This is a genomic window from Bradyrhizobium sp. USDA 4506 (assembly GCF_054058795.1).
Map to the genome: position 1 here is coordinate 4937747 of NZ_JBSSBM010000002.1, position 26456 is coordinate 4964202.

The 26456-nt window shown below is 65.5% G+C and carries 21 protein-coding genes; 5 read left to right on the forward strand and 16 right to left on the reverse strand.

The features are described from left to right. Positions 1 to 7: 7 nt before the first annotated feature. The 5 genes from ACVIHF_RS25610 to ACVIHF_RS25630 all read right to left on the reverse strand — a co-directional run bounded on the left by ACVIHF_RS25610 (position 8) and on the right by ACVIHF_RS25630 (position 6588). Positions 8 to 1042 (reverse strand): AAA family ATPase, encoded by a 1035-nt coding sequence (locus tag ACVIHF_RS25610; RefSeq protein WP_456792716.1) that lies wholly within the window; start codon positions 1040 to 1042, stop codon positions 8 to 10. Between the two features lie 4 nt (positions 1043 to 1046). Continuing rightward, positions 1047 to 3353 (reverse strand): fused MFS/spermidine synthase, encoded by a 2307-nt coding sequence (locus ACVIHF_RS25615; RefSeq protein ID WP_456792717.1) that lies wholly within the window; start codon positions 3351 to 3353, stop codon positions 1047 to 1049. Positions 3354 to 3649: 296 nt separating this feature from the next. Beyond that, a complete protein-coding gene (locus tag ACVIHF_RS25620; RefSeq protein ID WP_310881890.1) occupies positions 3650 to 5293 on the reverse strand; it encodes an arylsulfatase in 1644 nt (547 codons plus the stop codon). Next, positions 5290 to 6315 carry a formylglycine-generating enzyme family protein gene (locus ACVIHF_RS25625; protein ID WP_456792718.1) on the reverse strand — a complete coding sequence of 342 codons (1026 nt, stop codon included), beginning with the start codon at positions 6313 to 6315 and terminating at the stop codon, positions 5290 to 5292. The genes ACVIHF_RS25620 and ACVIHF_RS25625 overlap by 4 nt, the downstream gene beginning before the upstream one ends. Before the next feature lie 21 nt (positions 6316 to 6336). Beyond that, on the reverse strand, positions 6337 to 6588 hold the full coding sequence (locus tag ACVIHF_RS25630) for a hypothetical protein (RefSeq protein ID WP_456792719.1): 252 nt from the start codon (positions 6586 to 6588) through the stop codon (positions 6337 to 6339). Between the two features lie 738 nt (positions 6589 to 7326). Here ACVIHF_RS25630 and ACVIHF_RS25635 point away from each other — a divergent pair. Next, the gene (locus ACVIHF_RS25635) at positions 7327 to 8280 is read left to right on the forward strand and encodes a helix-turn-helix domain-containing protein (RefSeq protein ID WP_253607332.1); all 954 of its coding nucleotides are present in this window, start codon (positions 7327 to 7329) and stop codon (positions 8278 to 8280) included. Between the two features lie 27 nt (positions 8281 to 8307). Here the strand turns inward: ACVIHF_RS25635 and ACVIHF_RS25640 are convergent, their stop codons facing one another. Next, positions 8308 to 9177, reverse strand: coding sequence for a DUF2066 domain-containing protein (locus ACVIHF_RS25640; RefSeq protein WP_456792720.1), 870 nt, complete (start codon positions 9175 to 9177; stop codon positions 8308 to 8310). A gap of 202 nt (positions 9178 to 9379) precedes the next feature. On the opposite strand from ACVIHF_RS25640, the gene ACVIHF_RS25645 reads away from it, so the two are divergent. After that, positions 9380 to 10393: a zinc-dependent alcohol dehydrogenase family protein gene (locus tag ACVIHF_RS25645; RefSeq protein WP_456792721.1), complete on the forward strand. Its 1014-nt coding sequence runs from the start codon at positions 9380 to 9382 to the stop codon at positions 10391 to 10393. A gap of 219 nt (positions 10394 to 10612) precedes the next feature. Here ACVIHF_RS25645 and ACVIHF_RS25650 read toward each other — a convergent pair whose 3' ends face one another. Continuing rightward, positions 10613 to 11776, reverse strand: a complete 1164-nt coding sequence (locus ACVIHF_RS25650) for an IS4 family transposase (protein ID WP_253605569.1) — start codon at positions 11774 to 11776, stop codon at positions 10613 to 10615. A gap of 158 nt (positions 11777 to 11934) precedes the next feature. Beyond that, the gene (locus tag ACVIHF_RS25655; protein ID WP_026193208.1) at positions 11935 to 12708 is read right to left on the reverse strand and encodes an enoyl-CoA hydratase-related protein; all 774 of its coding nucleotides are present in this window, start codon (positions 12706 to 12708) and stop codon (positions 11935 to 11937) included. 104 nt (positions 12709 to 12812) lie between these two features. Here ACVIHF_RS25655 and ACVIHF_RS25660 point away from each other — a divergent pair, with 104 nt between their 5' ends. Together ACVIHF_RS25660 and ACVIHF_RS25665 are read left to right on the forward strand one after the other, a co-directional pair. Further along, entirely contained in the window at positions 12813 to 14402 is a 1590-nt protein-coding gene (locus ACVIHF_RS25660) for a gamma-glutamyltransferase (protein WP_456792722.1), read from the forward strand. Positions 14403 to 14559: 157 nt separating this feature from the next. Beyond that, a complete protein-coding gene (locus ACVIHF_RS25665; protein WP_168856329.1) occupies positions 14560 to 14931 on the forward strand; it encodes a PaaI family thioesterase in 372 nt (123 codons plus the stop codon). 12 nt (positions 14932 to 14943) lie between these two features. Here the strand turns inward: ACVIHF_RS25665 and ACVIHF_RS25670 are convergent, their stop codons facing one another. The 7 genes from ACVIHF_RS25670 to ACVIHF_RS25700 all read right to left on the reverse strand — a co-directional run bounded on the left by ACVIHF_RS25670 (position 14944) and on the right by ACVIHF_RS25700 (position 23132). Continuing rightward, positions 14944 to 15639: a class I SAM-dependent methyltransferase gene (locus ACVIHF_RS25670; protein WP_456792723.1), complete on the reverse strand. Its 696-nt coding sequence runs from the start codon at positions 15637 to 15639 to the stop codon at positions 14944 to 14946. Positions 15640 to 15646: 7 nt separating this feature from the next. Further along, positions 15647 to 16141 carry a hypothetical protein gene (locus ACVIHF_RS25675; RefSeq protein ID WP_456792724.1) on the reverse strand — a complete coding sequence of 165 codons (495 nt, stop codon included), beginning with the start codon at positions 16139 to 16141 and terminating at the stop codon, positions 15647 to 15649. A gap of 47 nt (positions 16142 to 16188) precedes the next feature. After that, entirely contained in the window at positions 16189 to 19416 is a 3228-nt protein-coding gene (locus tag ACVIHF_RS25680; RefSeq protein ID WP_456792725.1) for an adenylate/guanylate cyclase domain-containing protein, read from the reverse strand. A gap of 80 nt (positions 19417 to 19496) precedes the next feature. Beyond that, positions 19497 to 20789, reverse strand: a complete 1293-nt coding sequence (locus ACVIHF_RS25685) for an NAD(P)/FAD-dependent oxidoreductase (protein ID WP_456792726.1) — start codon at positions 20787 to 20789, stop codon at positions 19497 to 19499. A 14-nt stretch (positions 20790 to 20803) separates the two neighbouring features. Next, the gene (locus tag ACVIHF_RS25690) at positions 20804 to 21535 is read right to left on the reverse strand and encodes an amino acid ABC transporter ATP-binding protein (protein WP_456792727.1); all 732 of its coding nucleotides are present in this window, start codon (positions 21533 to 21535) and stop codon (positions 20804 to 20806) included. Further along, on the reverse strand, positions 21532 to 22185 hold the full coding sequence (locus ACVIHF_RS25695) for an amino acid ABC transporter permease (RefSeq protein WP_229191948.1): 654 nt from the start codon (positions 22183 to 22185) through the stop codon (positions 21532 to 21534). Before ACVIHF_RS25695 ends, ACVIHF_RS25690 begins: the two co-directional genes overlap by 4 nt. A gap of 179 nt (positions 22186 to 22364) precedes the next feature. After that, the gene (locus ACVIHF_RS25700) at positions 22365 to 23132 is read right to left on the reverse strand and encodes an ABC transporter substrate-binding protein (RefSeq protein ID WP_456792728.1); all 768 of its coding nucleotides are present in this window, start codon (positions 23130 to 23132) and stop codon (positions 22365 to 22367) included. A gap of 182 nt (positions 23133 to 23314) precedes the next feature. Between ACVIHF_RS25700 and ACVIHF_RS25705 the strand changes: the two genes are divergently transcribed. After that, complete coding sequence (locus ACVIHF_RS25705) at positions 23315 to 23986, forward strand: cupin domain-containing protein (RefSeq protein WP_456792729.1); 672 nt, start codon at positions 23315 to 23317, stop codon at positions 23984 to 23986. Between the two features lie 199 nt (positions 23987 to 24185). Here ACVIHF_RS25705 and ACVIHF_RS25710 read toward each other — a convergent pair whose 3' ends face one another. Next, positions 24186 to 26453 carry a xanthine dehydrogenase family protein molybdopterin-binding subunit gene (locus ACVIHF_RS25710; RefSeq protein ID WP_456792730.1) on the reverse strand — a complete coding sequence of 756 codons (2268 nt, stop codon included), beginning with the start codon at positions 26451 to 26453 and terminating at the stop codon, positions 24186 to 24188. Between the last annotated feature and the right edge of the window lie 3 nt (positions 26454 to 26456).

A 26456-nucleotide genomic window follows, 5' to 3' on the forward strand; every position in this document is an offset into this window, starting at 1 on the left:
ACGACCCTCACGCTGCAGCGACAAGCTCGGTGATCTTGTCGATCACCTGGTCGGGGCTGATGCCCTGCGATACGGCCTCGTAGCTCAGGATCAGCCGGTGCCGCAGGCAGTCATGGATGACGGCGCGGATGTGGTCGGGCGTGACGAAGTCCTGCCCGTCGAGCCATGCCCGCGCCCGCGCGCAGCGGTCGATGGCAAGGCTGCCGCGCGGGCTGGCGCCGATCTGGATCCATTTGCTCAGGGGTTCGCCGTAGCGGCCGGGAAACCGCGTCGCATGGATCAGGTCGACGATATATTTCTGTGCGAGGTCGGAGACGAAAATGCCATCGAGCTCGCCGCGCGCATCGAGGATCGCCTGCTGCGGCACCGGCGGCGGCTCGGCAGCTCCGGCTTCCGGCTTCCGCGCATTCTCGGCGCGGTTGAGCTTGATGATCTCGCCTTCCGTCGCCTCGTCGGGATAGGTGATCACGACATGCATGAGGAAACGGTCGAGCTGGGCCTCGGGAAGCGGATAGGTGCCCTCCTGCTCGATCGGATTCTCGGTCGCGAGCACCATGAACAGGTCAGGCATCTTGTAGGTCTTGCCGGCAACGGTGACCTGACGTTCCTCCATCGCTTCCAGCAGCGCCGACTGCACCTTGGCCGGCGCGCGGTTGATCTCGTCCGCCAGCACGAGGTTGGCGAAGATCGGCCCCTTCTGGAACTGAAACTGGCCGCCCTTCTCGGTCTGCAGGTAGATTTCCGCGCCGGTCACGTCCGACGGCAGCAGGTCCGGCGTGAACTGCACGCGCGACAGGTCCGCGGCAAGATTCTTCGCCAGCGTCTTCACCGCGCGTGTCTTGGCTAGTCCCGGCAGGCTTTCGATCAGAAGGTTGCCGTTGGCCAGCAAGCCGATCAGCATGCTCTCGACCAGATGATCCTGCCCGAGCACCGACTTGCCGATGCGCGCCTTGAGATCGAGCACGGCGTCGCGGGCCGCGGAGTCCTTGGCAGTTTGCCGCGCCGGGGCGGCCGCTAACTGTGTTGCGGCATGATCTGACATTGCACTACGGCTCCTTGGACCCCGTAAACCACCTGTAATAGGGGTTTCGTCTCGCCGCTTGGCTGAGGCTCGCCATCTCGCGCGCGTAGGCCTGCCGGTTGCCCGCATAGGCGCTGAGGCCGGCACGATAGAACGCATCAAGATCTCGCCTTTCGCCCAGCAGCGAAGTGGTGAATTGCTCGCCCGCTCCCTTGAGCGGCGGCTCGCTACGGTACTGCCAGATGTGCGAAATCGTCCGGCTGAACTCGTCCGGACGAACCCACGTCGCGTATTCGATCCGCGGCCTGTCGTCCGTCACTGCCGGCGCGTCCGCCGCGTAGCGCTCGAGCCCGTCGCGGTCGGTAATCCAGGTTGCGATCAGCGCCGCGACCGAGTTGACGCCGACCGCGGAAAGCGCCGCAGACGTCTCGGGCTGGTTGAATCTCGCGCTGATGCGCTCCGCATCCAACTGAATCGGACGACGCGACCCGACAAGCAACATCTCATGCAGCTCCGATGTCCACAGAGACGCGTACGGAAACACATCGATGAAGCTGCGAACCAGTGCGCGCGTGTCCTCATCGTTCTGCGTCGGCAGCGGCAACCACTGCGCGACGATCCCGTCGTCGTTCAGTCGCGACGATGCCAGGCGATAAAAATCGCGAGAATAGAGATTGACGACGCCCACCGCCGATGGCGGCGGCGGCTCCAGCGTGATCAGGTCGTAGGTCTGGCTCTCGCGCTGCAGGAGACGACGGCCATCGCCCAGGCGCTTCTCCAATCCCGGGTCGGTCGCGGCGTTGAAGGTGCCGTCGAATATCGGAGCCGCACGAAGGACCGCCGGGAGCAGCTCACCCACCACCCTCCTGTCGAGAGCAGGGAATTGCGAGAGAGCCCCGGCCGTGATGCCCGTGCCGTAGCCGATCACCAGGGCTGATTTCGGCTCGCCATTGTGAATGATGAGAGGCAGGAGCGCTTGCAGCCGCATGTAGCGCAGCGACGGCATCGCGTCACCAGAATTGGATACGCCCTGGATATAGAGCCGGCGGAAGCGGCCGGTGTTGACCACCGCGACCGTCCCACCCGGGCTCTCCTCATAGAACATGATTTTTCCCGACCGCGCTGCCGGCAACAATTGGGCAAATCGGTCGGACGGCGTGGCGACCGCAGCGACGATGCAGGCTGCGCCGACCGCGACTGCCAGGCCAAGACCGGTGCGGCTCGAGCGACCGCCCCAGCAAGCCAAGACGCCCAGAAGGCCGGCGCCGATTGCGAGCAATGCAAGTGTGTGGACAAGTCCGAGCCAGGGCAGAAGCACGAAGCCGGTGAGAAGCGCGCCCCCCACACCGCCCAGCGTATTGACCGCCACGACGGCACCAACGTCCTGCCCGATATGCGCATCCCGCACCACCAGACGCAGCGCCACCGGAAAGGCCGCCCCGAGCAGCAAGGTCGGCAGGAATACGATGCAGAACGCTGCCACCGCGAAGCGGGCGCACATGCCGGCGAACTGGTTTTCGGTAAGGCGGAGCACGAACGCCTCGGTCGCTGTCTGCGCGACCACGAGCCAATGGCCAAGTGCCGCGATCTCGATCAAGGCCAGGAAGCCGGCGGCGGCGATCAGAAGGCCAAAGACGCTCCAGGGATCGCGGATCCGGTCGATGACCCGCGCAACGATCGCGGCGCCCGCCGCAAGTCCCGCGAGGTACGTGGCAAGCACCACGGAAAACGCGAAACTGCGCGTACTCATGAACTGAACGATGGACTGGGACCAGACGACCTCATAGCCGAGGGCAATTGCGCCGGCGGCGGCATAGAGGGCAACGGCCAATCCGACCCGGCGCGGTTGATGCGCCGCCGCGCGGCCGGCAGGCTTGATCCTCGCCGACGCCAGGGGAATCCGGCCGAGCACCGTTGCCCCCGCCGCCGCGAGGACATTGAGTGTCGCCGCCGCGATCGAGGTCCCCTGCACCCCGAACAGCGGAATGAGGACAAACATCGGCAGCACAGCGCCAAGAATCGCGCCGGCCGTGTTGGCGGCGTACAGCCGGCCACCGACGCGGCCGGCATCGCCGGAATTCCGCAGCACCGCACGCACAAGGACCGGTAGCGTCCCACCCATCAGAAGCGGGGCGATGCCGACCAGAACGAACACCATGGCCCATGCGAGCAAGCCGCTCGCGCTCTCGATCGCCACGAAGACCGGCGCAATATTCGCCAGGATCAATGTGGTGGCGACGCCGGTTATGCCGATGCCGATCTCGATCGCGATGTAGAGTTTCGCCGGCTGGCCGGCACGATCGGCCCTTCCACCAAAGATCAGGCCGCCCAACGCCAGGCCGGTAAAGAAGGCACTCACGGCGGTCGTGATGGCGTAGACATCAGCGCCGACGACGAGCGAGAGCTGCTTGATCCAGATCACCTGGTAGATCAGGCCGGCGGCACCCGAGACGAATGCCAGCGCCGCTGCGACAAGCCTCCGGCTCGCACCGGCATCCAGATTCTTTCGGTGTGCTCGGGTCGCGGTCGATGCAGACCCTATGCTCGATCGAGCATCCATCCGCTTGTCCCCTTGGATACAGTGCGAGACAGGCCGATACCACTGGCCTGTCTCGCAGGGCCTCGCGACTATTCGAGACCGCGCTTCTTGAACGACTCGTCAACCTTCTTGTCGACCTGCCTGCGAACCTGATCGATGCTGAAGCTCGCCGGACGTTGACTCGGCGGATAGTCGGCAAACGTCTGAAGGAAGGCCGCCGACCTCATAACCCCTTGAGCAACGAGATAGGCATTTTCCACACGCCACTGGTCGTAACCGCTGCCCGAGATCTCAGCATGCTCGTATGGGTCCATGCGCAGGTTGAACATCTTCGGAACGCGCAGCGGCTTGAAGGGATTGGCCCAGACATCCATTTGTCCGGGCTGCTCCTGCTTCTCGTAGACGAATTTCCAGTTGTCAAAACGCGTGGCAACGAGATCGCCGTCGTCATTGAAGTAGAAGAACTCGCTGCGTGCACTCTTGTCCGTCTTGCCCGTGATGTAGTCGAGTTGATTGAACCCATCGAGGTGATCTCGGAAGGTGGTCGGGTTGCCCTGGGGCTGCCAGCCATTCAAGAGGCGTTCCTTGACGGATGTATCGCCGGCCGCGGCAAGCAGGGTCGGGAACCAGTCGAGACCCGAAACGATGCCGTTGGCTGTCTCGCCGGCCTTCACGCGGCCCGGCCAACGAATCATCGCCGGAACGCGGAACGCGCCTTCCCAGTTGGTGTCCTTCTCCGAACGGAACGGCGTGGTCGCCGCATCCGGCCAGGTGAAGGCGTTCGGACCGTTATCGGTCGTGAAGATGACAATCGTGTTGTCGGCGATCTTAAGATCGTCGAGCATCTTCAGCAGCTTGCCTACATTCTGGTCCATCTCCCACATACCGTCGGCATATTCGTTGCCGGGCATGCCGCTCTTGCCGCGATATTCCGGCCGAACATGCGTGAAGATGTGCATGCGAGTGAAGTTCATCCAGGTGAAGAAGGGTTTGTTGGCCCGCGCCTGCCGCTGCATGAAATCGATCGCGGCGCCCGTCGTCTCGTCGTCGACAGTTTCCATACGCTTGCGCGTGAGCGGCCCGGTGTCTTCGATCTTGCCGTCGGCGGACGACTTGATTACGCCGCGCGGCGAATAGGCTTTGACGAAGGCCGGATCGTCCTTCGGGAAATAGGGGCGCTCCGGCTCTTCCTCGGCATTGAGGTGATAAAGATTTCCGAAGAATTCGTCGAAGCCGTGCGCCGTCGGAAGATACTCGTCCCGGTCGCCGAGATGGTTCTTGCCGAACTGTCCGGTAGAATAGCCAAGCGGCTTGAGCGCTTGGGCTATCGTCATGTCGCCCTTCTGGAGTCCAACCGGTGCGCCGGGTATGCCGACCTTGCAGAGCCCGGTACGCAGACAGGCCTGCCCGGTGATGAAGGTCGAGCGTCCCGCCGTGCAGCTGTTCTCGGCATAGTAGTCCGTGAAGATCATGCCTTCATTGGCGATGCGGTCGATGTTCGGCGTCTTGTAGCCCACCACACCGCGCGTATAGGCGCTGATGTTGGACTGGCCGACATCGTCGCCGAAGATCACGAGAATGTTCGGCTTGGCCGCGTTCGGCTGCTGCGCTGACGCGGGAGACCCGGCAAATGGCGCCAGGCTTGTCGCGACCAACGCCGCCGCGAACAAGCCACGAAGCAGCCCTCCGCGACTACCGGACTGCCTGGCCACGATATTGCTCTCATCGCTCATTCTGACGCTCCTTGCTTGTCGAACGGTTTTTGTGACGATTGAGAATCGGGTCGGCGCACCACGCAGCGAAATCCGACATGGCTGGTCGAGGTGTCGACCGGTTCGGCATGGCGGGCGGCAGGGCGATACCGGCGGCAGTAATTCGGGGCGCACAGATGCGAGCCGCCCTTGAGGACCTTGCGCGGGATCTTGATGGCGGGCTGGGCGGGGTCGTAGCTCGCCTCCTCGCGACCGCCGCGCGGATTCTGCGGGATGCAGCAGGGCTTCGCGGCGTCGGCCTCATGACGGGCGGACCACCAGTCGGCGGTCCACTCCCAGACATTGCCGATCATGTCGTGGACGCCGTAGCCATTGGGCGGAAACGCGGTCACCGGCGAGGTCCGGTCGAAGCCGTCCTCGCAGAGGTTCTGAATCGGGAAATTGCCCTGCCATGTGTTGGCCATGTGCTTGCCGCCGGGCGTCAAGGCGTTGCCCCAGGCGAACTCCTCGGCCTCGAGCCCGCCGCGCGCCGCGAACTCCCACTCCGCTTCGGTCGGAAGTTCCTTGCCGGCCCATTTGGCGTAGGCGAGCGCATCCGCATAGGCGACGTGGACCACCGGATGGCTGCCGAGCACGTTGATGTTGCTGCGCGGGCCGTAGGGGCGGCGCCAGTTCGCGCCCTTCATCAAGGTCCACCATTGGCTCCAGTCGCGCAGGGTGGTGACGCGGCGCGGCGGCTGAAACACCAGCGAGCCGGCGTAGAGCATATGCGGCAGCGCCCCCGGATATTGCGCAGGATCGGGCGGTCGCTCGGCGACCGTGATGTGCCCGGTCTCCCGCACGAATTCGCGGAATTGAGCGTTGGTCACCGGCGTGCGGTCGATCCAGAAGCCGTCGACCGACGCCCGATGCGCCGGCGCCTCCTCGGGATAGTGATGGTCGGAGCCCATGCGGAACGTGCCGCCGGGAATCCAGACCATGTCGTCGGTCTGGACGCGGTCGTCACGCGCTCGCTCAGCGGAGGCGATCTCTACCCGGGACATGGCGATGCACCTCTTTGGGCATTACCGCGAGCAGTAGTCCCAGAAGCCCTGTGTTCGAGACGGGTCGGTGTAGTACCAGCACATGCCCGCTGCCGGCGGCGGTCCCGCCCAGGCCGCTGCGCTCGCCGCGCTGACGAAACCGATCGCTGCACCAGCCGCGACCGCGCCCCCGACCGGCCAGCCGTACCAGCCGGGCCGCGCCCAACCTCCCGGCCGCGGTCCGACCCAGCGCGTGCCGCCGCCGTGCCAGCCGGGGCGAACGCCCGGCCCCACCACCGTCCGGCTCCGGTAAGCTACCGCACCGCCGCGCGGTCCGACGGCAACGCCGCCCCGGCGCGCGACAGCGCGCACCTGCACAACGTTACCGCTGCCTTCCTGCTGTGTGATGATCGGCAGTGAAGCGGAAGAGCCGATGCTGACCGCCGACGCCGGGCCTGCTTGCGCGACAATCGCGGCTGCTCCAACGAGCGCCAGACGGAAAATCCTGTTGAAGATCGGAGCCTTATGATCTCGGTGACCGAACGTCGTGCATGATTGCGTCGTGCCTGAGTGCATTGTCGCGCCCTTCCATTCTTCTGTGCTGCACTTTTCGGCAGCGTTGATCCGTCAGGCCTTCTTCCCTTTTCTCCTCCGTTGCCAATCCATGTGCACATTTGCGTGCACAGGATTCTCCATCGTGACTCGTTCCACTGGACGTTGTCACGAGCGAATTCTGCTGTCAGTTCAAACGATAGCGGAACGCACTATACAAGGGATGTGCACTTTGTGCCAATCTCAACCCCGAGGCGTGCAGGCTTAACGAAAGATGCTCCAATTCGATCAATCCGATCCGGTCGGCCTTATTGCTTTCTCGGAAAAACAAGCGAAAATCCGCGCGTTTGCAAATCCGCATCACGATCTCGCCATGCGAATCGAACCAATCTAAGCACATTGTCGCGGGGCACATTTTTTGTACCGACTTCAAGCATTTGGTTTTAGTAGATTAATCGCGCTGCAGTTGTGAACGTGGATATGGGCCAACACCTGACGGTCAGCACCGGCGAGCTTGACGGCTTCGAGGGTCTCCACGATGCCGTCAAAGGCTCGCATGTCGATGTCATGCAGCTTGAGCGCGGCAAGCTGCGCGGCACATTGTCTCACGTCGGGATCGGTGATTTTTCGCTCAGCATCGGCGCGTTCAATGTCGGCGTCCGCACCCAGCGCGTCTCGACCGATCCCAAGCTGATCATCGGAATGCTGCTCAACGCGACCGACCGCGTCACGCATTGGGCGTTCGACATGCAGCCGGCCGATGTGCTGGTGATTCCGCCGTCGGTCGAGCATGACGGGGTCTTTCACAGCGCTTCGTCCTACGCGGCCATCCGCTTCGACCTCGCCGATCTGCCCGACATATTCGGCGGCGAGCCGCGGCTCGCCGACGCCGAGACCTGGCAGGCGAAGAACCACTTTCGCGCCGATCCCACGATCGGCATGGGCGCGGCGGACAAACTGCCGCGGATCGTCGCGCACCTCGCGCGCTATCCGGACGCCTTGACGGACGCGTCGGCCGGCTTCTGGAAGCGCGCGATCGTCGACTGCGTGACCGCGACGGTTGTGACATCGTTGCCTCCCGACGGGACGAGCTATCTACCGTCGGCGATGCGCCTGGTGCGCCACGTCGAGGACTATCTGCACGCCGCGGGCACTCGCCCGGTCCATGTCTCGGAAATCTGCAGCGAGCTTCGGCTGTCGCGACGCAGCCTGCACCGCGCCTTCCACGAGGTGTTCGGGGTCGGCCCGGTAACGTTCCTGCGCTACAAGCGGCTCTGCGCGATCCGTTCGATCCTGCGCGAAAGCACGCCCGACCAGACAACCGTCTCCAAGGTTGCGATCGAACAGGGCTTCATCGAGCTCGGGCGCTTCTCGCAATATTACCGCACGATGTTCGGGGAATATCCGTCGCAAACGCTCGGCTACGCCGGCTAGCGCGATCCAGCCGCTGCGCGCGCAAGCTTATTTTGGTCGCCCCGGATCGCCATTGCCCGACAGCACCTGCGCGGCGCCGCCGATGCCGCGGCGGAAGGCTTCATCGAAGGTGACGCCGCGGAACTGCCATTTGTAATCCTTGCCGTGCCAGGCCATCCGCCATTGCGTGGCCCAGCCGAGATCCTTGTCGTCCCAGACCAGCCGACCGAGCAGGGTGGCCTCGCCGCCTTGCGGCGCGACGATCGAACTCAGCTTCGCCGGCGGCGTCTTCAGCAGTTCGGCGGCGGAGATGTTGGCGCTCGTCAACGCGGTTGTATCAGGCAGCACGAAGCGCATGCCGCGCTTGCCGGCCGCAGCCGCAAGCGCATCGCGTTGCAGGTCGGACTGCGTCCCGTCGGATGTGACAATGTAATCCTTTGGACCGTGCTGCATCTCGGCGAAGACGCCGAGCACCGGCCGCTGTGACCGCCACGGCTTGAGACCGATCCTGGCGAGAATGCCGTCGATCTTCTTCTCGTCGAAATTCACCGTCAGGTCGTAGGGCCGGTCGCGGGTGCCCTGCTCGTCATGATGCGGCTTGCCGGCATATTGATCGTGATAGTCGAAACTGCTGACGAACGCCTTGGCCTTCGATTTGTACGCGGCAAGCCGGTGGTCGCCTGCCAGCATTGGCTGACCGGAAACCTTGATCAGGACGTCCTCCAGACACGCCCCGAAGCCTACGATGCGGTTCGGCTCGCCCTGGCCGGTGACGACGGTTTGCGCGCGGTAGAGGCTGTCGTCTGCTGCGGCCATCGCACCACCGCAAGCGATCCATGCAGCGGCAAGCAGCACGCGGACCGCGCCGCGTGCGAGCGTTGCGATCAGATCGCGCTTCGTCTCAAGCAAGGCAGCCATGGTCACCTCCGCTCGGTCGCTTCATTGACGGCGCAGATTGGCTGTATTTTCGGGCTGCGCCAACGCGTTCAGACATGGGCGCCATTCCAGCGGCGTCACTTCGCGCTCTGGCCACGCGCGGCAGGCCTGACATATGCTCGGCGCATGCGTGGCGGCGCCGCAAGCGCTGCCCAACACAAGAGCACCGAGCAGGAGACGTTCCGTGAAATGCTATGAGTTGCAAGGCCCCGGCGGCGTCGACGCGCTGGCGCTGGTCGACAAGCCGGTTCCGCAAGCCGGCCCGGGCGAGGTCCTGGTGCGGCTGAAGGCGGCGACGCTGAATTATCGCGACCTGCTCACGGTCAAGGGCGGTTACGGCTCGCGCCAGAAATTTCCGCTGGTGCCGGTCTCCGACGGCGCCGGCGTGGTCGAGGCGGTCGGCGCCGGCGTCAGGAGCTTCGCACCCGGCGATCGCGTGATCGGCAGCTTCTTCGAAAGCTGGCTCGGGGGCGAGCCGAGCGAGGCGCGGATGCGCGCGGCGCTCGGCGGCAGCGTCGACGGTGTGCTGACCGAGTACCGGGTCTTCCCCGCGCATGCGCTGGTGCGCACGCCGGATCATCTGAACGACATCGAGGCCGCGGCACTGCCATGCGCCGGCCTGACGGCGTGGAGCGCGGTGGTCAAGCTCGGCGACATCAAGCCGGGGCAGACGGTGCTGACCCAGGGCACCGGCGGCGTCTCGCTGTTCGCGCTGCAATTCGCCAAGATGTGCGGCGCCCGCGTCATCGCGACATCCTCCAGCGACGCCAAGATCGCGCGGCTGAAGCAGCTCGGCGCCGATGTCACGCTCAACTACAGGTCCACGCCCGATTGGGGCAAGAAGGCGCGCGAGCTGACCGGGCGCGGTGTCGATCTCGTCGTCGAGGTCGGCGGCGTCGGCACGCTGAACGAGTCGATCCGCGCCACCAGGATCGGCGGCACCATCGCCTTCATCGGCGTGCTCGCAGGTCCCGCCGCGTCCGACACGCGGCTGCCGCTGATGGTGATGCAGCAGCAGCGGCTGCAAGGCGTCACCGTCGGCTCGATCGAGGACCTGCAGGCGCTGTGCGACGGCATCAGCCTGCACGGCGTCAAGCCCGTGATCGACAAGGTGTTCGCGTTCGACCAGGTCAAGGCGGCGTTCGCCCACATGGCGAGCGGCGCGCATTTCGGCAAGATCGCGATTGCGATCGGCTAGCACGCGCACGATCAAGGCCTGGAGCATCCTGAGATTGCGCCGAACAGCGACGGCGCTGCGCTCCCTCGCCCCGTTCTTACGGGGAGAGGGTTGGGGTGAGGGGCTGCCTCCGCATATGTCTGGTGATAGCTGTATTCGCGGAGACTCCCCCTCACCCGGAACGCATCGAACGATGCGTTCCGACCTCTCCCCGCACGCGGCAGGGGTGTCCGGGGAAATTCAGGCATAGCGGAGCTCCATCTGGTCAGGTGAGATGGTTGATTTCCGACGGCTGGGGTTGATGGGCGGAGGTTTGTCGATGGCAGCGAGGGATCGACGCGTGAGCAGGAGCTGGCCGACGAGTTCGGCGAACCTGAGCGGGAGCATTTTGATGCAGTTGGTGTGAGCGGCGATGCGCAGCAGCAGGTAGGCAATCATCGCAGCGAGCACCTGAAGGCGGATCGCGTTGTCGTTGGCGCCGAGGAACTTGCGAATATCGAGATGCTGCTTGATCCAGCGGAACAGCAGCTCGATTTGCCATCGGCTCTTGTAGAGGGCGGCGATCTCGACGGCGCTACGGACAAGGTCGTTGGTCAGGAGTGTGATCTTGCCGCCTTTCTCGCGTCTGATCTTGATGCGGCGGAGCGGGATTGGAAGGCGCGAATCGCCCTTGCTGGTGAGCTTCACCTCGTCATCGGCAAGGATTTCGAAGCCATCCCCGTTACGCTTGCGGATGGCGCGATGCCTGAGCGAGCGAAGACGGATGCTCGTCTTCGCCCGGGTAACGAAGAAAGCCTTGCTATCATTGATCTTCTGCCACCAGTCGAAACGGCAATAGCCCTTGTCAAACACATAGGTGGTGGCGGGCTGGATTGGGGTCTGTCGGCCGATCTCGATGTCATTGACGTTCGCGGCCGTCATCTCGACGCAGGTCGGGACATCGCTCCTTGGGTCGTAGACGACATGCAGCTTCATGCCGCGGATGCGGCCGTTCCACGTCGCCCAACTGCAGACCTTGCCGAGCGGGATCGGACTGGCGTCGATCAGACGCACCATCTCCATGCCTTCACTCCGCAGCTGGCGACGCGCCATCGCCGACAGCGCCGCAAAGGTTTGCGCGAAAATGCCGATCGGACGGCGGGCATTGGCATCGGACAACGTCGAGCGCGACAGCTTGCCGGTTCCCAAGTGATAGTGATGCTGCGAATTGGCGTTGAAGCCAGTCACCACCCCGCGCAGACTGCTGTTGCCGCTAAGCTGGGCATAGATCAGCGCCACCAGATGATCCCAGCTCCTGAACGACTTGTCGTAGGCATCCCCGTCCAGACGATCCACAACCGTCTGAAACTGCCGTCGATTGATCGGTTCAAGCAGCCTTCCAAAAATGCTACCGCGATATCGCATGCTCGGCCCTCTGTGTCTCGACAACCAGAAAAGACCGATTTGCCTCGGTCCTGCCGAGCATGCACCGCGACACAGTGAATCATTCCCCGGACACCCCTGCGCACGCGGGGCGAGGTGAAGCGGAGCCCGCCGCTCGATTTAGGTAAGCTCATCCCGCTCTAGCGTCCCGTGAACTGGGCCTTGCGCTTCTCGACGAAGGCCTGGCGGCCTTCCTTCGCGTCGGCGCTCTCGCGGATCACCTGCTGCAGCTCGATCTCGCGGCGGAACTGATCGGCGTAGCTGGCGTGCTCGCTCTCCTCGAGCAGTTGCCGGGTCGCGACCAGCGCGCGCGTCGGTCCGTCGGCGAGACGGCCGGCGAGCGCCTTTGCCTCGTCGAGCAGTTTTGCATCGTCGACCACGTCGCGCACCAACCCCCACTCCTTGGCCCGCTCGGCCGGCAGCGGCTCGTTCAGCAGCATCAGGTCGAGCGCGCGCTGGCGGCCGATCAGGCGCGGCAACAGCCAGGTCGAGCCGAGATCGGGCACCAGGCCGATCCGGCTGAACACCTGGATGAAGCTCGCCGAGCGCGCCGCCAGGATGATGTCGCCGGACATCGCGAGGCTGAAGCCGCCGCCGGCCGCGACGCCGTTGACCGCGACCACGACAGGCACGCGGCATTCGCGCAACGCCTGCATCGCCGGCCAATAATGCCTCATCACGCCGGTGTAGATATTGTCGCCGAGCGACTGGAACGCCTTGAGGTTCTGCCCGGAGCAGAAGCCGCGTCCCTCCCCGGTCAGGACCAGCGCGCGGATGTCCGGGTCGAGGCTCATCTCGCCGACGGCGCGCGCGAGATCGCCGAGCAGTTCCGGCGTCATGGCGTTCAGGCTCGCGGGATCGTTGAGCGTCAGGATGCCGACCTTGCCGTCCCGTTCACGCTTCACACCAGTCATTTTCCGCTCCCTGAAATTGGTTCTTGTTCTTGCACTGACAGTGCCATGCTTGGCATGCTACGCCAACGTGTCCCACCCGCAACAAGAACAGCGAAAGCAACGCCATGTCCGACCAGTTCTCCAACTCGCAAGTGATCCGCAAGCCGGCCGTCAGCGCCAAGGGCGGCATCGTCGCCGCACAGTCGCGCCGGGCGGCCGAGGTCGGCGCGGAGGTATTGGCTGATGGTGGCGATTGTGTCGACGCCGTGATCGCAACCACCTTCGCGCTTGGCGTCGTGGAGCCCTGGATGAGCGGCGCCGGCGGCGGCGGCGCGATGGTGCTCTATCGCGCCAAGGAGAACCGCGTCGAGGTGATCGACTACGGCATGCGCGCGCCCGACGGCCTGCGCATCGAGGATTATCCGCTGACCGGCGGCGCGGCCTCCGACCTGTTCCCCTGGGCGCGGGTCAAGGACGACCGCAATTTGCACGGCCCCGGCTCAATCGCTGTGCCCGGAGTCGTTGCCGGCATGGAGGAAGCGCATCGCCGCCACGCCAAAATGGCGTGGAAGGATCTGCTGGCGCCGAGCGTCAAGCTCGCCGGCGAGGGCCTTTTGGTCGATTGGTGGGCCACCGCGATGATCGCAAGCTCCGCGGCCGATCTGCGGCGCTATCCCGCCAGCGCGGCGGCGTATCTGCAAGATGGCCTGCCGCCGAATGCGCAATGGGGCATCAGGTCGGTGGTCCGCATGCCGCAGGACAGGCTGAAATCCACGATGGCGCAGCTCGCCGCGGCCGGCCCGCGCGATTTCTACGAGGGCGATCTGGCGCGCAGCATCGCCGACGACATCCGGGCCGCCGGCGGCGCGCTGTCGGTACGCGACCTCGCCGCCTTCCGTGCCCATCTGCGCGAGCCGTTGAAAATTCCCTATCGCGGCGGCACGGTCTATGCGACGCCGGAGCTGACCGCGGGTCCCACGATGGCGCGCACGCTCGGCCTTTTGCAAAAGGCGCTGGCGCCCGCGCAGGGCGGTCCGGATGCGGCGGCCTACGCAGCCTATGCCGAGGCGCTGCAAGCCGCCTATCGCGAGCGGCTGAAGGACATGGGCGACGTCGACGGCCGCCGCGCGCTCGGCGCCGAAGCAATCGCGCCAAGCTGCACCACGCATTTCTCCGCGGTCGACCGCGACGGCAACATGGCCGCGGTGACGCAGACGCTGCTGTCGACCTTCGGCTCCAAATTCGTGACGCCGAACACCGGGCTGACCATGAACAACGGCATCATGTGGTTCGACCCGACGCAAGGCAATCCGAACTCGCTCGCTCCCGGCAAGCGCTGCCTGACCAACTACACGCCAGTCGTGGCGCAGGCCGCCGACGGCCGCACGCTCGCCGCGGGCGCATCGGGCGGCCGCCGCATCCTGCCGGCCGTGTCGCAACTGCTCTCCTTCGTGATGGATTTCGGCATGGATCTCGACGCCGCGATCCACCAGCCCCGCATCGACGCCAGCGAAGGCGCCGTGGTGATCGGCGACAAGCGCCTGCCCGCCAGCGTGCGCGAGGCGCTGCGCGGCCGCTTCGACTTCGAGGAGGCCCGCATCCAGACCCTGCCGATGAAGTTCGCCTGCCCGAGCGTCGTGCTGCGCGACGGCGCCACCAACAGCGGCGTCACCGAGCCGTTCCAGCCCTGGGGCGACGCGGTCGCGGAGGGGTGACGGCAAGTCGCGGCTCATTGAGGTCGTCGTCCCTGCTCCCGTGCGCAATTGCGCACTAGGCAGGGACGACACTGAGTTTATTGCATGACCCGAACGGGCTGATACATTTGGACCGACAACAATTGCGGTGACCGGCTTGAGTGAAGCAAGCGCAGACGTGCCGCCCGGCGCGCGACTTCTTGGACGCGAGTGGCTGGGCTTCGACGGTGAAATCGCCACAGTCCGTTTCGAGGCGCAACCCTTGTTCACCAACCGCCATGGAACGATCCAGGGCGGTTTCCTTGCCGCGATGCTGGATTCAGCTACCGGCCTCGGCGCGCTCGCCGCGCTGCCCGCAACGCGGACCGTCGTGACCAGGACCCTCACCACGCGGTTTCTCAAACCGGCGCGCGTCGGCCCGATCACGGCCAAGGCGAAGGTCATCTCGCAGACCGACCGCGACATGATCGTCGAAGCCGATCTGATCGACGCCAGCGATGTGACGGTCGCCAGCGCCACCGCCGAGTTGCGGATTCTGGACAAGCGATAGTCCGCAGCCCGATCAGCGATCCCTACATCGCGCCAGCAGGGTGACTTCGTTCAGTCCGTAGCCGTCGATCGTCTCGACGGTGCAGCCAAGCTCGCGTTCGCAATAATCGATCCACGGCTCGGGGCTGGTGCAATAGAGCTGCACCGGCGACGCATCGGCGGCCGCCGTGCCGTCCGTCCCGCCGGTGACGAAGTTGACGCTGAAGCCGCGCAGGCTGGCGCGGCGCAGGTCGGCCAGCATCCCGGCGACAAATGCCTCCCAGGATCGGCGGCAGCCGCCGACATCGACATTCATGATGCCGCTCGCGACCGAATAGGTCGCGCGACGCAGGCTGCCCTTGCCGACCTTGAAGCGGCGCCCCGGCGCCGAGAAACGGCGGCGCGCGCGGCTGATCATGGCGAGCGACAGATCGATCCCGAGATAGTCGATCTCCGCTTGCGGATGGCGCCTTGCGAGATAGGCGCACAGCGCGCCGTATCCGCAGCCGATGTCGTTCAGGCTGAACGGTGCGGAGAAGTCGCAGAGCTTCAGCAACTGGACGAAGCGAAGGTCCTGGGTGGCCCGGCAGGACCAGTCCACTCCGCGCGGGGTGGCGCCGTATTTGGCGACCCGCGCGCTGTAGTAGGATTCGACATCGGCATAGAGGTCGGAGAACCGCGCCCGGTCGCCTTCGGCGCCGACACCTGCGGTCTCCGCTGCGATGCTCACGTCTTGCTCATTTCTTGGCTTTGGCCCGCCGCTGCTTCGCCATCGCAGCAAGCTCCTTGCGGGCGACCTGGCTTGGCTTGGTCGGGATCGACAGAATCCGATACGACTGGGTCGAATAGATCAGCGGCGTATGGCCATCGGCTGCAAACGTCACCTTCGGATTTTCCTTCATGGCGTGAACGCTAACGAGCACCGGCAGATACGGACCCTGCGTGAGCGCCTGCCGGAACGCCTGGACCACCCGCTTGTATCCGCTCACATTGGGCTGATCGGAAGGATAGTCCTTCAGCGTGCCGAGGAAAGTATACCAGCGCTTCCGCTCGACCCGGTCGGCCGGCTCGATCCCGATCAGCCGGAACGACTGTTCGAGGGGATGATTGGGAGAGAAGATGTCGAACTCCTTTTGCAGCTCCACCATCTCCATGATCCCGCCGGGACCAAACCGCTTGTTCAGCAGATCAAGGACATCGCGCGTCGTATCGTCTTGAATCATCCGTCCCATTAAAACCCCCTCAGTACCTTGTTTCCAGAAATGAAAAATCGTCGCGTCTAGCGTCGCTCAAGATGCAATCGAAGCTGATCGAGTTGTGGCGTGAAATAGACTGCCCCCGAGACATCGAGCAGATTCTGAGCGCCGCCGACAATCTCGTCAAGCTCCTCATGTGACGTGCTGCCCAAGGCGCAGATGATCAGGCCGCGCAGCACGGTCGCGTGCAGTTCGGCGACGCGATCGGTCCTTCGCCGCGCGACCATCAGCGCCTCGTCCACCGCTTGCAGGGCCGCATGGTGGTCGGCGGCGCGATAGAGCGCCTCGGCCAGATCCGCCAGCATGCGCGCCTCGAATTCGAGGCCGGCTCGCGCAGAGCGCGCAAAGTCGATCGCTTCCTGAAGCTGGGCGGCGGCAACCTTGAAATCGCCCGCGGCGCCGCTGGCGAGGCCGGCGCTGGCGAGCGCCGCGACCCGCAGATAGGGCGTGCCGGACTGCTCGGCCAGTTCGGCGATCCTCGCCGCATGCGGCTTGGCCAGTTCCGGCCGGCCGCGGCTCCAGCCCATCTCCACCATCGCAAAATGCGGAATGAACTGCACGACGGCGGCGAAGCGCTCCGGCTCGGCCCGCAGCACCTCGGCGATCCGCCGTTCGGCTTCGTCGAACCGGCCGAGCCGCACCAGAATTCTGGTGCCGAGACACCTGATCCAGTGCTCGACGTCGAAGCCGAGAATCTGGTTCGGGTTGAGGCCGAGTGTGACGTTGTTGTGAAAACCGCCCTGCTCGGCAATCGCGGCAACCGCCACCTGCCCGGCGTCGAGCGCCTCGGCAAGACGGCCCGACAGGAAGAACGCCTGGCTCAGCATCGCATTGACCGTCGCAAACCGTCCGACGTCCCCGGTGCCGGAAGTGAGCTTCAAGGCGTCCTGCACGAGATTGACATAGTCGTCGGCGGCCGCGGTAGCGGCCAGGATCCTGCCGTAGGCGCCGAGCAGGATCGGCTCGTGCACCGGGTCCGCCGCGCGTGCGTATTTGATCGCCTCTTCGGCGTAGGGCTTGACCTCTTCGGCGGACATGCCCTCACGCCAGCCGAAGTTGAGGATCTGGCCGCTCGACATCGCCCGCAGCCGGTCGACATATTCGGACGGGGGCTGGTCCTGCAGCAGGGCGCGAACCTTTTTCCAGCTCTTCATTGCCTCGGCGGAGTTGGTCTTGCCGATCCAGCGCGCCGCACGCTGCAAATGGGTGACCGCCTCCAGCGGCTGGCCCGCGGCCTCGTAGTGATAGGCGAGCAGCCCGGCAAACTCGTCGAGCTTGCCCCAGTCGAAGCCCTCGATCGCCTTGGCGACGGTCGCATGCAGCGTGGTCAGCCGCGACCGCAACTGCGTTGCGTAGGCGACCTCCTGGATCAATGGATGGCGAAACGCCAGCAGTCCCTTGTCGTAGGGCGGCAGGTCGTACAGCAGCTCGGCCTGGCGCAGCTGCGCGATGGCGTTCTGCAAATCGTCGTTCGGCAACGCCGCGACCGGACGCAGCACCGACATCGCGACCAGCCGGCCGATCACCGCCGCCGTCTCGAGCACCTGCTTGGCGATATCCTCGAGGTGATCGATGCGGGCGGCCACGACGGCCTGCACCGTCGCGGGCAGCGGCACCGCATCGACGCCATGCTTGAGCCGGTAGTTGCCGCGTTCGCCCTCGACATTGCCGCGCTCCACGACGGTGTTGGCAAGCTCCTCGATGAAGAACGGATTGCCCTGCGCGCGTTCGATGACGTTGCTGCTCAGCGAGGCCAGCGAGGGATGCCTGCCGAAATGCTCGCGCAGCAGCTCGTTCGAATCGGACCACGGCAGCGGCGGTATTGCGATCTGACGGTAGTGCGAACGCTGCATGAAAGGTGCCGTGAAGCCCGGCCTGAAATTGACCACCAGCAACGTCGCGGTGCCGACGATGGCATCGACCAGCGTCTCGACGAACTCCTCGCTCGCGGCGTCGATCCAGTGCAGGTCCTCGATCATGACGACCGCCGGCGTGTCGCCGGGGCGCGCATGCACCAGCGTTCGAACGAGATCGAGCAGTTGCAGCCGCAGCGCACGCGGATCGAGCTTCGGGGCCGGATGCTCCGGATCGGCAAGGCCGAGGAATTCGAGCAGCACCAGCAATTCCTGCTCCGACGCGGCCATCTCGGCAAAACGGTCGATGACGCGGCGCCGGGATGTCTCGATCGGCTCCTTGGCGCGGATGCCGAAGATGTCGCGCAACAGCTCGAGCACGGGCTGGAACGGTGTTGCGCGGCCATGCGCCAGCACGCGGGCCTCATAGACGCGAATGCCCTTGCGGCGGCAGTTTTCGGCGAACTCGAAGCAGAGCCGGCTCTTGCCGATGCCGGCGTCGCCGACCATGCCGACGACCCGGCCGTCGCCGCCAACTGCACGCGACAGCTCATGCTCCAACGCCGCCATCTGCTCGGTCCGGTTGACCATCGAGGTCAGGCGGCGGCCGCTGCGGAAAACGTCGCTGGCGGGCGCGCTGAGCAGCCCGGTCAGCCTGAAGACCTCCACCGGCGAGGAGATGCCGCGAATGGTCTGCATGCCGAGCGGCGTGACCTCGACGAATTGCCTGGCGCCGAGATAGGTGTCCCGCGTGATGAGGATGGCGCCCTCATCCGCCATCTGCTCCATCCGGTTGGCGATATGGACGTTGGCGCCGGCGGCGTCGTAGGTCTGATAGATTGTGTTTTCCACCGTTTGAACGACGACTTCGCCGGTGTGCAGCCCGACCCGGATCTGCATGCCGGGATCGGCGAGCCTGGCCACCGAATCCTGCATGGCGAGCGCGGCGAGACAGCCGCGGACCGCATGATCTTCATGCGGGCGCGGCGGCGCGCCGAACAGCGCCATGACGCCGTCGCCCTGGATCTTGTTGACGATGCCGTCGTAGCGGTGGACGGCTTCCTTCATCAGGTCGAGCACCGGCTCGAGGCGCCGCATCCCGAGTTCGGGATCGCCGAGGCTGTCGATCAGATTGGTCGAGTTGCGGATATCGGCAAACAGCAGAGTGAGGTTCTTGCGTTCGCCGCCCTTGGTGCTGAGCGAACGGAGCAGCCGCTGCGATGGCGCGTCGGGACGGACGCTGCCCGCGGCGAGCGCGGTCCCGCAGCGGCCGCAGAAGCGGCTGGAGGGCCCATTCACATGCTGACAGGAGTCACATTTGAGGCCTAATGGCGCACCGCAATCTTCACAATAATCGTTGCCAGCCCGGTTTGCGCGGCCGCATCGCTCGCACTGCATGAACAGCCTTCCAGTAAAGACTGCGAATATATCCGACGCGCGAGATTAGCCCAGCACATTCTGTAATTGTGTTAAATGCCTCACACACCGAGGTAGTCCCGCACCCGGCCGGTCAGCACGGCCGTGGTGACGCCGACCCGCCAGAAGGCGTGCATCGGGATCGGTTTGATACCGGTCACGGGCATGTCGATCTCGGCCTTGGGGCCGCCGATCAGCCGGCGCGCCAGCTGTGCGCCCATCGCGGTCGAGAGCGCGACGCCGCGGCCGTTGCAGCCGAGCGAGATCAGCAAATTCTCCGCGGGCTCATGGACATGCGGGTAGTGATCGGCGGTGATGGCAAGACGGCTGTTCCAGCCGTGGGTCCAGCTGACGCCCTTGAGCTGCGGCCATAGCCGCTCGGCGTAGCGGATCAGATAGGCGACGTCGGCCGGCTTGCTGATCCAGCGCATCGGGCCGCGGCCGCCCATCAAGAGCCGGTTGTGCTGGTCGATGCGGTAATAGACCGTGATGTGGCCGCTTTCGTAGAGCACCGGCCGGGTCGGCATGATCGCGCGGGCGATCGCCTCGGACAGCGGCGCGGTCGCCGCGATCGACGAGAACACCGGCACGATGCTGCGGCGAAGCGCCGGCCAGAGATCGTCGGTAAAGCCGTTGGTCGCGAGCAGCACCTTGTCGGCGAGCACGACCGCGCGCGGCGTCTCGATCCGCCAGCGGCCGCCGTCGCGGCGCAGCCGCAGCGCCGGGGTCTCGCCATGGACGGCGACGCCGGCCCCGATCGCGGCGCGCGCAAGCCCGCGGGCATAGCTCAGCGGATGCAGGTCGCCGCCGCGCGCATCCAGCATGGCGCAGAGGTAACGGTCGCTGCCGGTCATCTGGCGCATCTCGGCGGCGTCGAGCAGCTTTACCGGCATGCCGCGCCGGATGCATTGCTTTGCCGTGGTCTCGATCGCCGCTGCGCTGGCTTCGTTGTAGGCGGCGCGCAGCGTGCCGTTCTGCCTGGCCTCGCAGGGAATCTGGTAGCGGCGGATCAAGTCATGCGTGAAGTTGGTGGTGCCGTAGGAGAATTCGATCATGCGGCGGCCGAGATCGGCGCCGAAATCCTGCTCGATCTGATCCGGGTCGTGTTTCAGTCCCGGATTGGTCTGCCCGCCATTGTTGCCCGAGGCGCCCCAGCCCGGCTCCTGCGCTTCGAGCACGGTCGCCAGCACGCCCTGCTCGGCGAGGTGCAGCGCGGTCGACAGGCCGGTGAAGCCGCCGCCGATGATCGCGACCGGTACGCTCTTGTCCGCTGTGAGCTGAGGCGTCGGCGTCGCCTGCACCGCGGTGTCGGCATAGAGGCTCGGTGGCAGCTTCAGGCGAATAGGCGCGTTCATTGCAGGTGACCTGATCACAGCGGATGCAGCACGCGGCGGAGGAAATCCTGGGTGCGCGGGTGCTGGGGTTGATTGAGGACGGATTTGGCGGCGCCCTGCTCGACGATGACACCGCCGTCGATGAACAGCACGCGGTCGGCGACGTCGCGGGCAAAGCCCACTTCGTGGGTGACGACGACCATGGTCATGCCGTCGTCGGCGAGCTTGCGCATCACCGACAGCACCTCGCCGACCAGCTCCGGATCGAGCGCGGAGGTCGGCTCGTCGAACAGGATCGCCTTCGGCTGCATCGCCAGCGCCCGCGCGATCGCGACGCGCTGCTGCTGGCCGCCGGAGAGTTTTGGCGGATGCACCTCCGCCTTGTCGGCGAGCCCGACCTGCGCGAGCAGCGCGCGGCCGCGGGCGATCGCCTGCTCGCGCGGCTCCTTCTTCACATAAAGCGGCCCCTCGATGACGTTCTCGAGCGCGGTGCGATGCGGGAACAGGTTGAAGCGCTGGAACACCATCGAGACCTGGGTGCGGATCGCCACGATCGAGCGGTCATTGCTGTCGACGCGCGCACCCTCGACGCTGATCTCGCCGCGATCGTAGCTCTCGAGCCCGTTGATGCAGCGCAGGATGGTCGACTTGCCAGAGCCGGACGGGCCGATGATGCAGACCACCTCGCTCCTGGCGACGGAGGCGGTGATGCCCTTCAGCACCTCGACCTTGCCGAAACTCTTGTGGACGTCGCGGAGCTCGATCATTTGCGGTTCGCCTTGTTCTCGAAGTGCCGAACCAGCAGGATGAGCGGGATGCTCATGGTGAGGTACATCAGCGCCACCAGCGTGAACACGCTGGTGTTCTTGAAGGTCGAGGATGCGATCAGCTTGCCCTGCAGCGCCAGTTCGGCGACCGTGATGGTGGACGCCTGCGAGGAATCCTTCAGCATCATGATCATGATGTTGCCGTAGGGCGGCAGGATGATCCTGACCGCCTGCGGCAGCACCACGCGGCGCATGGTGAGCCACCAGCCCATCCCGATGGTCTGCGCCGCCTCGATCTGCCCCTTGTCGATCGCCTCGATGCCGGCGCGGAAATTTTCCGCCTGATAGGCCGAATAGGCGATGCCGAGCCCGATGATCGCGGCCTGCAGCGCCGACAGCGCGATGCCGAAATCGGGCATCACGAAATAGATGTAGAACAGCAGCACGATGATCGGGATGCCGCGGATCACGTTGATCAACGAGGCGCTGAGGCCGACCAGGAAGCCGATCCCGGACACCCGCATCAAGGCCCACACCAGCCCAAGCACCGTCGACAGCAACAGTGAGCCGACGGTGACGACGATGGTCAGCCAGACACCCTGCAGCAGGATCGGCACGAACTCGACGGCGTCATGGAAGAATTTTTGCATCGGCTAAATTTATCCCGTCCCGACACACGCTCGAATATTGTTCCCGTCACCCTGAGGAGCGCGTAGCGCGTCTCGAAGGGTCGACGGCCACCAGCCGGGCCGTGCATCCTTCGAGACGCGGCGAAGACGCCGCTCCTCAGGATGACGGGTCACCTAAAGGCCCCTCGACGCAATGGCTTTCACGACCCGCCGGCCTTCTGGCCCCACTTTTCCAGGATCTTTGCGATCGTGCCGTTGGCCTTCAGCTTGGCCAGCGAGGCGTTGATCTTCGCGAGCAGCTCCGTGTCGCTCTTGCGGACGCCGATCGCGACCGTGCCGACGGTGACTGGCTTGTAGCCGTCGACCAGCCGCACGTCGGCGAAATTGCCCTGCTGCAGATTGTAGGCGAGGATCGGATAGTCGGCGAAGCCGGCCTTGAGGCGGCCGGCATTCACGTCGCGCAGGATGTCGGGAATGGTATCGTAGACCTTGACCTCGCTGAACAGCCCGGTTTTCTTCAGCGCATCGACGAACGCCGTGCCGACCTGGGCGCCGACCACGGTGCCCTTCAGATCCTCCTGCGAGGCATAGGCCTTGGTGTCGGCCTTCGGCACCACCAAACCTTCACCATAGGTGTAGACCGGCTCGGAGAAGTCGATCACCTCCTTGCGCGCGGCGGTGGCGAACATCGCGGCGGCAATGATGTCGATCTTGTTCGCGGTCAGCGAAGGGATCAGCGCCGAGAACTGCATCGGCTCGATCTGCACGGTAAAGCCGGCATCCTTGCCGATCTCGGTGGCGAGATCGACCATGATACCCTGGATCGAATTGGTCTTGGTGTCGAGGAAGGTGAAGGGAATGCCGGTCGGGGTCGAGCCGACCTTCAGCACCTGCTGCGCCCCTGACGGCGCGCTCAAGGCAAGGGCAAGCGCCGCCACCGCGGCCTGGACGAGACGCTGAAACGACATCGCAACACCTCCCGAAGCTGGCCTTGGCGCCGCATCGCCCGCGCGTTTCGGGCTTTTGGTTGCGGTCGACGCCGTTCCGGCCTATTTTCACCAATATGAAATTGTGGTCACGAAACCGCGGCCAATGCAAGCGGTTTTCATGCACATGAAGGAAGCGGACTGACGTGAGCGGCGGCAAGAGAATGCGTAAAGGCGCGGCAGCGAAGCCCGCAACGGCACGCCGCGCGGCCAAGAAACCGGCCAGGAAACCGGTGAAGAAACCGGCCGGCAAGCCGGCGGAGCCGGCGATGGATCTCGCGGTCGGACGCCGCATCCGCGACCTGCGCCGCAGCAAGGAAATGTCGCTGGAGGTGGTCGCCGCGCGCACCGATTTGTCGATCGGCTTCATCAGCCAGATCGAGCGCGGCCTGTCGTCGCCCTCGCTGCGCGTGCTGGCGACATTGGCCGACGTACTCGGCGTCGGCATCGCCGCGCTGTTCGGCGCGACGCCCAGGGATGACGGCGCCGGCGGCATCGTGACCCGCGAGGTGCAGCGCGCCGAGCTGAAGCTGTGGCGCACGGGAATTTCAAAGCAGCTGCTGAGCCCGGCCGGCAGCGAGAGCCGGCTCAACCTGTTCCTGGTGCATCTCGAGCCCGGCGGCAACACCGGCGACGAGTTCTATACCCATGACGGCGAAGAGGCCGGCCTCGTGCTCCAGGGCGAGATGACGCTGACGGTGGACACGGAGACCTGGACTCTGAAGCAAGGCGACAGCTTCAGATTCGCGAGCCGGAGGCCGCACCGGTTCTCCAATCCCGCGCGCGATGCGAAGGCCGTGGTGCTGTGGGTGAATTGCGTGACGGCGGCGGGGTGACGGCCCATCTCCCTCCGCCGTCGTCCCGGCGAAAACCATCCAGCGTCGTCCCGGCGAAGGCCGGGACCCATTACCACCAATCTTGATTGTCGAAGGGGAAGCGGCCCCAGCGTCCTGCCATAACTCACATTCGTGGTTATGGGTCCCGGCTTTCGCCGGGACGACACCTGTTATTACGGAGCCCTCACGTCGAGCCGCATCACCTCAACCCCGTCACCACTTCCTCGATCTTGATCGGGAAATTCCGCACGCGGATGCCGGTGGCGTGGAAGACGGCGTTGGCAACGGCGCCGGCGCTGCCGGTGATGCCGATCTCGCCGACGCCCTTGATGCCGAGCGGGTTCACATGGGGATCGTGCTCGTCGACCGTGATCACCTCCATCGGCGGCACGTCGGCATTCACGGGCACATGATACTCGGCAAGGTTGGCATTCAGGATGCGGCCGGACCGCTTGTCCATCACCGCCTCCTCGTGCAGCGCGAAGGAAAGGCCCCAGATCATGCCGCCGCGCAGCTGGCTCTGCACCATCAACGGATTGATGATGCGCCCTGCGGCGAACGCGCCGACCAGCCGCGTGGCGCGGATCTGGCCGAGCTCCGGATCAACCTTCACCTCGGCAAAGACAGCGCCATGCGCGTGCATCGCATATTGCGATTGCGCCGCCGGATCGGCCGCACCCGTGCCGGAGGCCTCGACCTCGGCAACGCCGGCGCGCGCCAGGATCTCGGCGTAGCTTTCGCTGCGCGCATCATCGTCGCGGCGATGGAGCCGCCCGGCCCGCGCCACCACGCCGGCATTGCCGGCGCCGAACAGCGGCGAGCGCTCATCGGAGGTCGCAAGCTCGGCGAGTTTTACGATCACCGCCGCACCGGCATTGTGGATCGCGGCACCGACCGTTGCGGTGTGCGCGGAGCCGCCGGCGATGCCGGCATCCGGCAGGTCCGACGTGCCCGACAGGAACGAGATCTGCTCGAGATCAAGCGCCAGCGCATCGGCCGAGATTTGCGTGAGCGCGGTCCAGGCGCCCTGCCCCATGTCATGCGCGCCGCTCTCCATCACGCCACGTCCGTCGGCGCGGATCACGGCCCGGGCATTGCCCTGGAACATCAGCGCCGGGAATGTCGCGGTGCCCATGCCCCATCCGACCAGAAAGCCGTTCTCGTCACGCATCTGCCTTGGCTGCAGCGGACGCCCCGCCCAGCCGAAACGTTCGGCGGCCTTGGCGTAGCACTGCCGCAGCGCTTTGGAGGAAAACGGCTTGCCGGTGGTCGGCTCGACCTCGGCATAGTTCTTCAGCCGGAATTCCAGGGGATCGATGCCGCAGGCGAACGCCGCCTCGTCGACCGCGCTTTCCAGCGCGATCGATCCGGTGGCCTCGCCCGGCGCGCGCATGAACAGCGGCGTGCCGGTGTCGACGCGCACCGCCTCATGCGCGGTGCGGATCGCCGGGCTGGCATAGAGCGTGTGCGAGGCGTCCGCCGCAGGCTCGTAGAAATCGTCGAAGCTCGACGTCGTGACGCGCGCCTCGTGATCAAGTGCGGTCAGCAGGCCGTTGTCACCAGTGCCGATCCGGATGCGCTGGCGGGTCTGCGGACGATGGCCGACCGGGCCGTACATCTGGCTCCGCCGCAGCACCAGCTTGACCGGACGTCCGACCAGTTTCGCCGCCATGACGCCGAGCACCTGCGGCCCGGAGACCAGGCCCTTGGAGCCGAAGCCGCCGCCGAGGAACGGGCTGTTGATGTGGATGTTGCCGGGCGGAATGCCGAACAGGCCGCCGATCCGCATCTGCGCCATCGCCATGCCTTGGCTCGGCGTGTCGAGGAACAGGCGATCGCCGTCCCACACCGCGACGATCGCGTGCGGCTCCATCGCGTTGTGGTACTGCGCGGGCGTCTCGTAAGTTGCGTCGATCCGCTTCGACGCAGCGGCAAGGCCGGCATCGATATCGCCGTGCCGGACTTCGGCGGGATTACCGATGCCGACCACCGGCGGCGTGTAGGCTTCGCCGGCGTCGAGACCGACACGCGCGATCTCGACCTGATAGCGCGGCGACAGCAGCGCGGCGCCTTCGGTGGCGGCCTCCAGCGTCTCGGCGATCACGACCGCGATCGCCTGGTTGGCGTAGCGCACCTCGTCGCTCTGCAAGAGCTCCATGCGGAAGGCGAACGGATTGCCCTTGGCATCCGGGTCCTCCGCGAGCTCCGGCTTGTGCGCCGGCGTCATCACGTCGATGACGCCGGGGTGGCGCTTGGCGGCAGCGACGTCGAGCGCGGTGACGCGGCCGCGCGCGATGCAGCTGGTCGCGATCACGGCATAGACCATGCCGGGCGGATGATTGTCGGCGGCATAGCGGGCCTTGCCGGTCACCTTCAGCGGGCCGTCGGTGCGGGTCAGCGGCTGGCCGATATTCGAGCCGTGCCTGAGATGGGCGGGGTCGCGGGTCAGATTGAGTTCAGCCGTCATGCG

What these genes read in the sequence shown, in the direction of transcription:
- ACVIHF_RS25705 (WP_456792729.1), top strand. Translation starts at nt 23,315, where the DNA reads ATGCGTAAAGGCGCGGCAGCGAAGCCCGCAACGGCACGCCGCGCGGCC.
- ACVIHF_RS25635 (WP_253607332.1), top strand. Translation starts at nt 7,327, where the DNA reads ATGGGCCAACACCTGACGGTCAGCACCGGCGAGCTTGACGGCTTCGAG.
- ACVIHF_RS25685 (WP_456792726.1), bottom strand. Translation starts at nt 20,789, where the DNA reads ATGAACGCGCCTATTCGCCTGAAGCTGCCACCGAGCCTCTATGCCGAC.
- ACVIHF_RS25620 (WP_310881890.1), bottom strand. Translation starts at nt 5,293, where the DNA reads ATGAGCGATGAGAGCAATATCGTGGCCAGGCAGTCCGGTAGTCGCGGA.
- ACVIHF_RS25700 (WP_456792728.1), bottom strand. Translation starts at nt 23,132, where the DNA reads ATGTCGTTTCAGCGTCTCGTCCAGGCCGCGGTGGCGGCGCTTGCCCTT.
- ACVIHF_RS25610 (WP_456792716.1), bottom strand. Translation starts at nt 1,042, where the DNA reads ATGTCAGATCATGCCGCAACACAGTTAGCGGCCGCCCCGGCGCGGCAA.
- ACVIHF_RS25655 (WP_026193208.1), bottom strand. Translation starts at nt 12,708, where the DNA reads ATGACTGGTGTGAAGCGTGAACGGGACGGCAAGGTCGGCATCCTGACG.
- ACVIHF_RS25690 (WP_456792727.1), bottom strand. Translation starts at nt 21,535, where the DNA reads ATGATCGAGCTCCGCGACGTCCACAAGAGTTTCGGCAAGGTCGAGGTG.
- ACVIHF_RS25640 (WP_456792720.1), bottom strand. Translation starts at nt 9,177, where the DNA reads ATGGCTGCCTTGCTTGAGACGAAGCGCGATCTGATCGCAACGCTCGCA.
- ACVIHF_RS25695 (WP_229191948.1), bottom strand. Translation starts at nt 22,185, where the DNA reads ATGCAAAAATTCTTCCATGACGCCGTCGAGTTCGTGCCGATCCTGCTG.
- ACVIHF_RS25710 (WP_456792730.1), bottom strand. Translation starts at nt 26,453, where the DNA reads ATGACGGCTGAACTCAATCTGACCCGCGACCCCGCCCATCTCAGGCAC.
- ACVIHF_RS25650 (WP_253605569.1), bottom strand. Translation starts at nt 11,776, where the DNA reads ATGCGATATCGCGGTAGCATTTTTGGAAGGCTGCTTGAACCGATCAAT.
- ACVIHF_RS25675 (WP_456792724.1), bottom strand. Translation starts at nt 16,141, where the DNA reads ATGGGACGGATGATTCAAGACGATACGACGCGCGATGTCCTTGATCTG.
- ACVIHF_RS25680 (WP_456792725.1), bottom strand. Translation starts at nt 19,416, where the DNA reads ATGCAGTGCGAGCGATGCGGCCGCGCAAACCGGGCTGGCAACGATTAT.
- ACVIHF_RS25660 (WP_456792722.1), top strand. Translation starts at nt 12,813, where the DNA reads ATGTCCGACCAGTTCTCCAACTCGCAAGTGATCCGCAAGCCGGCCGTC.
- ACVIHF_RS25625 (WP_456792718.1), bottom strand. Translation starts at nt 6,315, where the DNA reads ATGTCCCGGGTAGAGATCGCCTCCGCTGAGCGAGCGCGTGACGACCGC.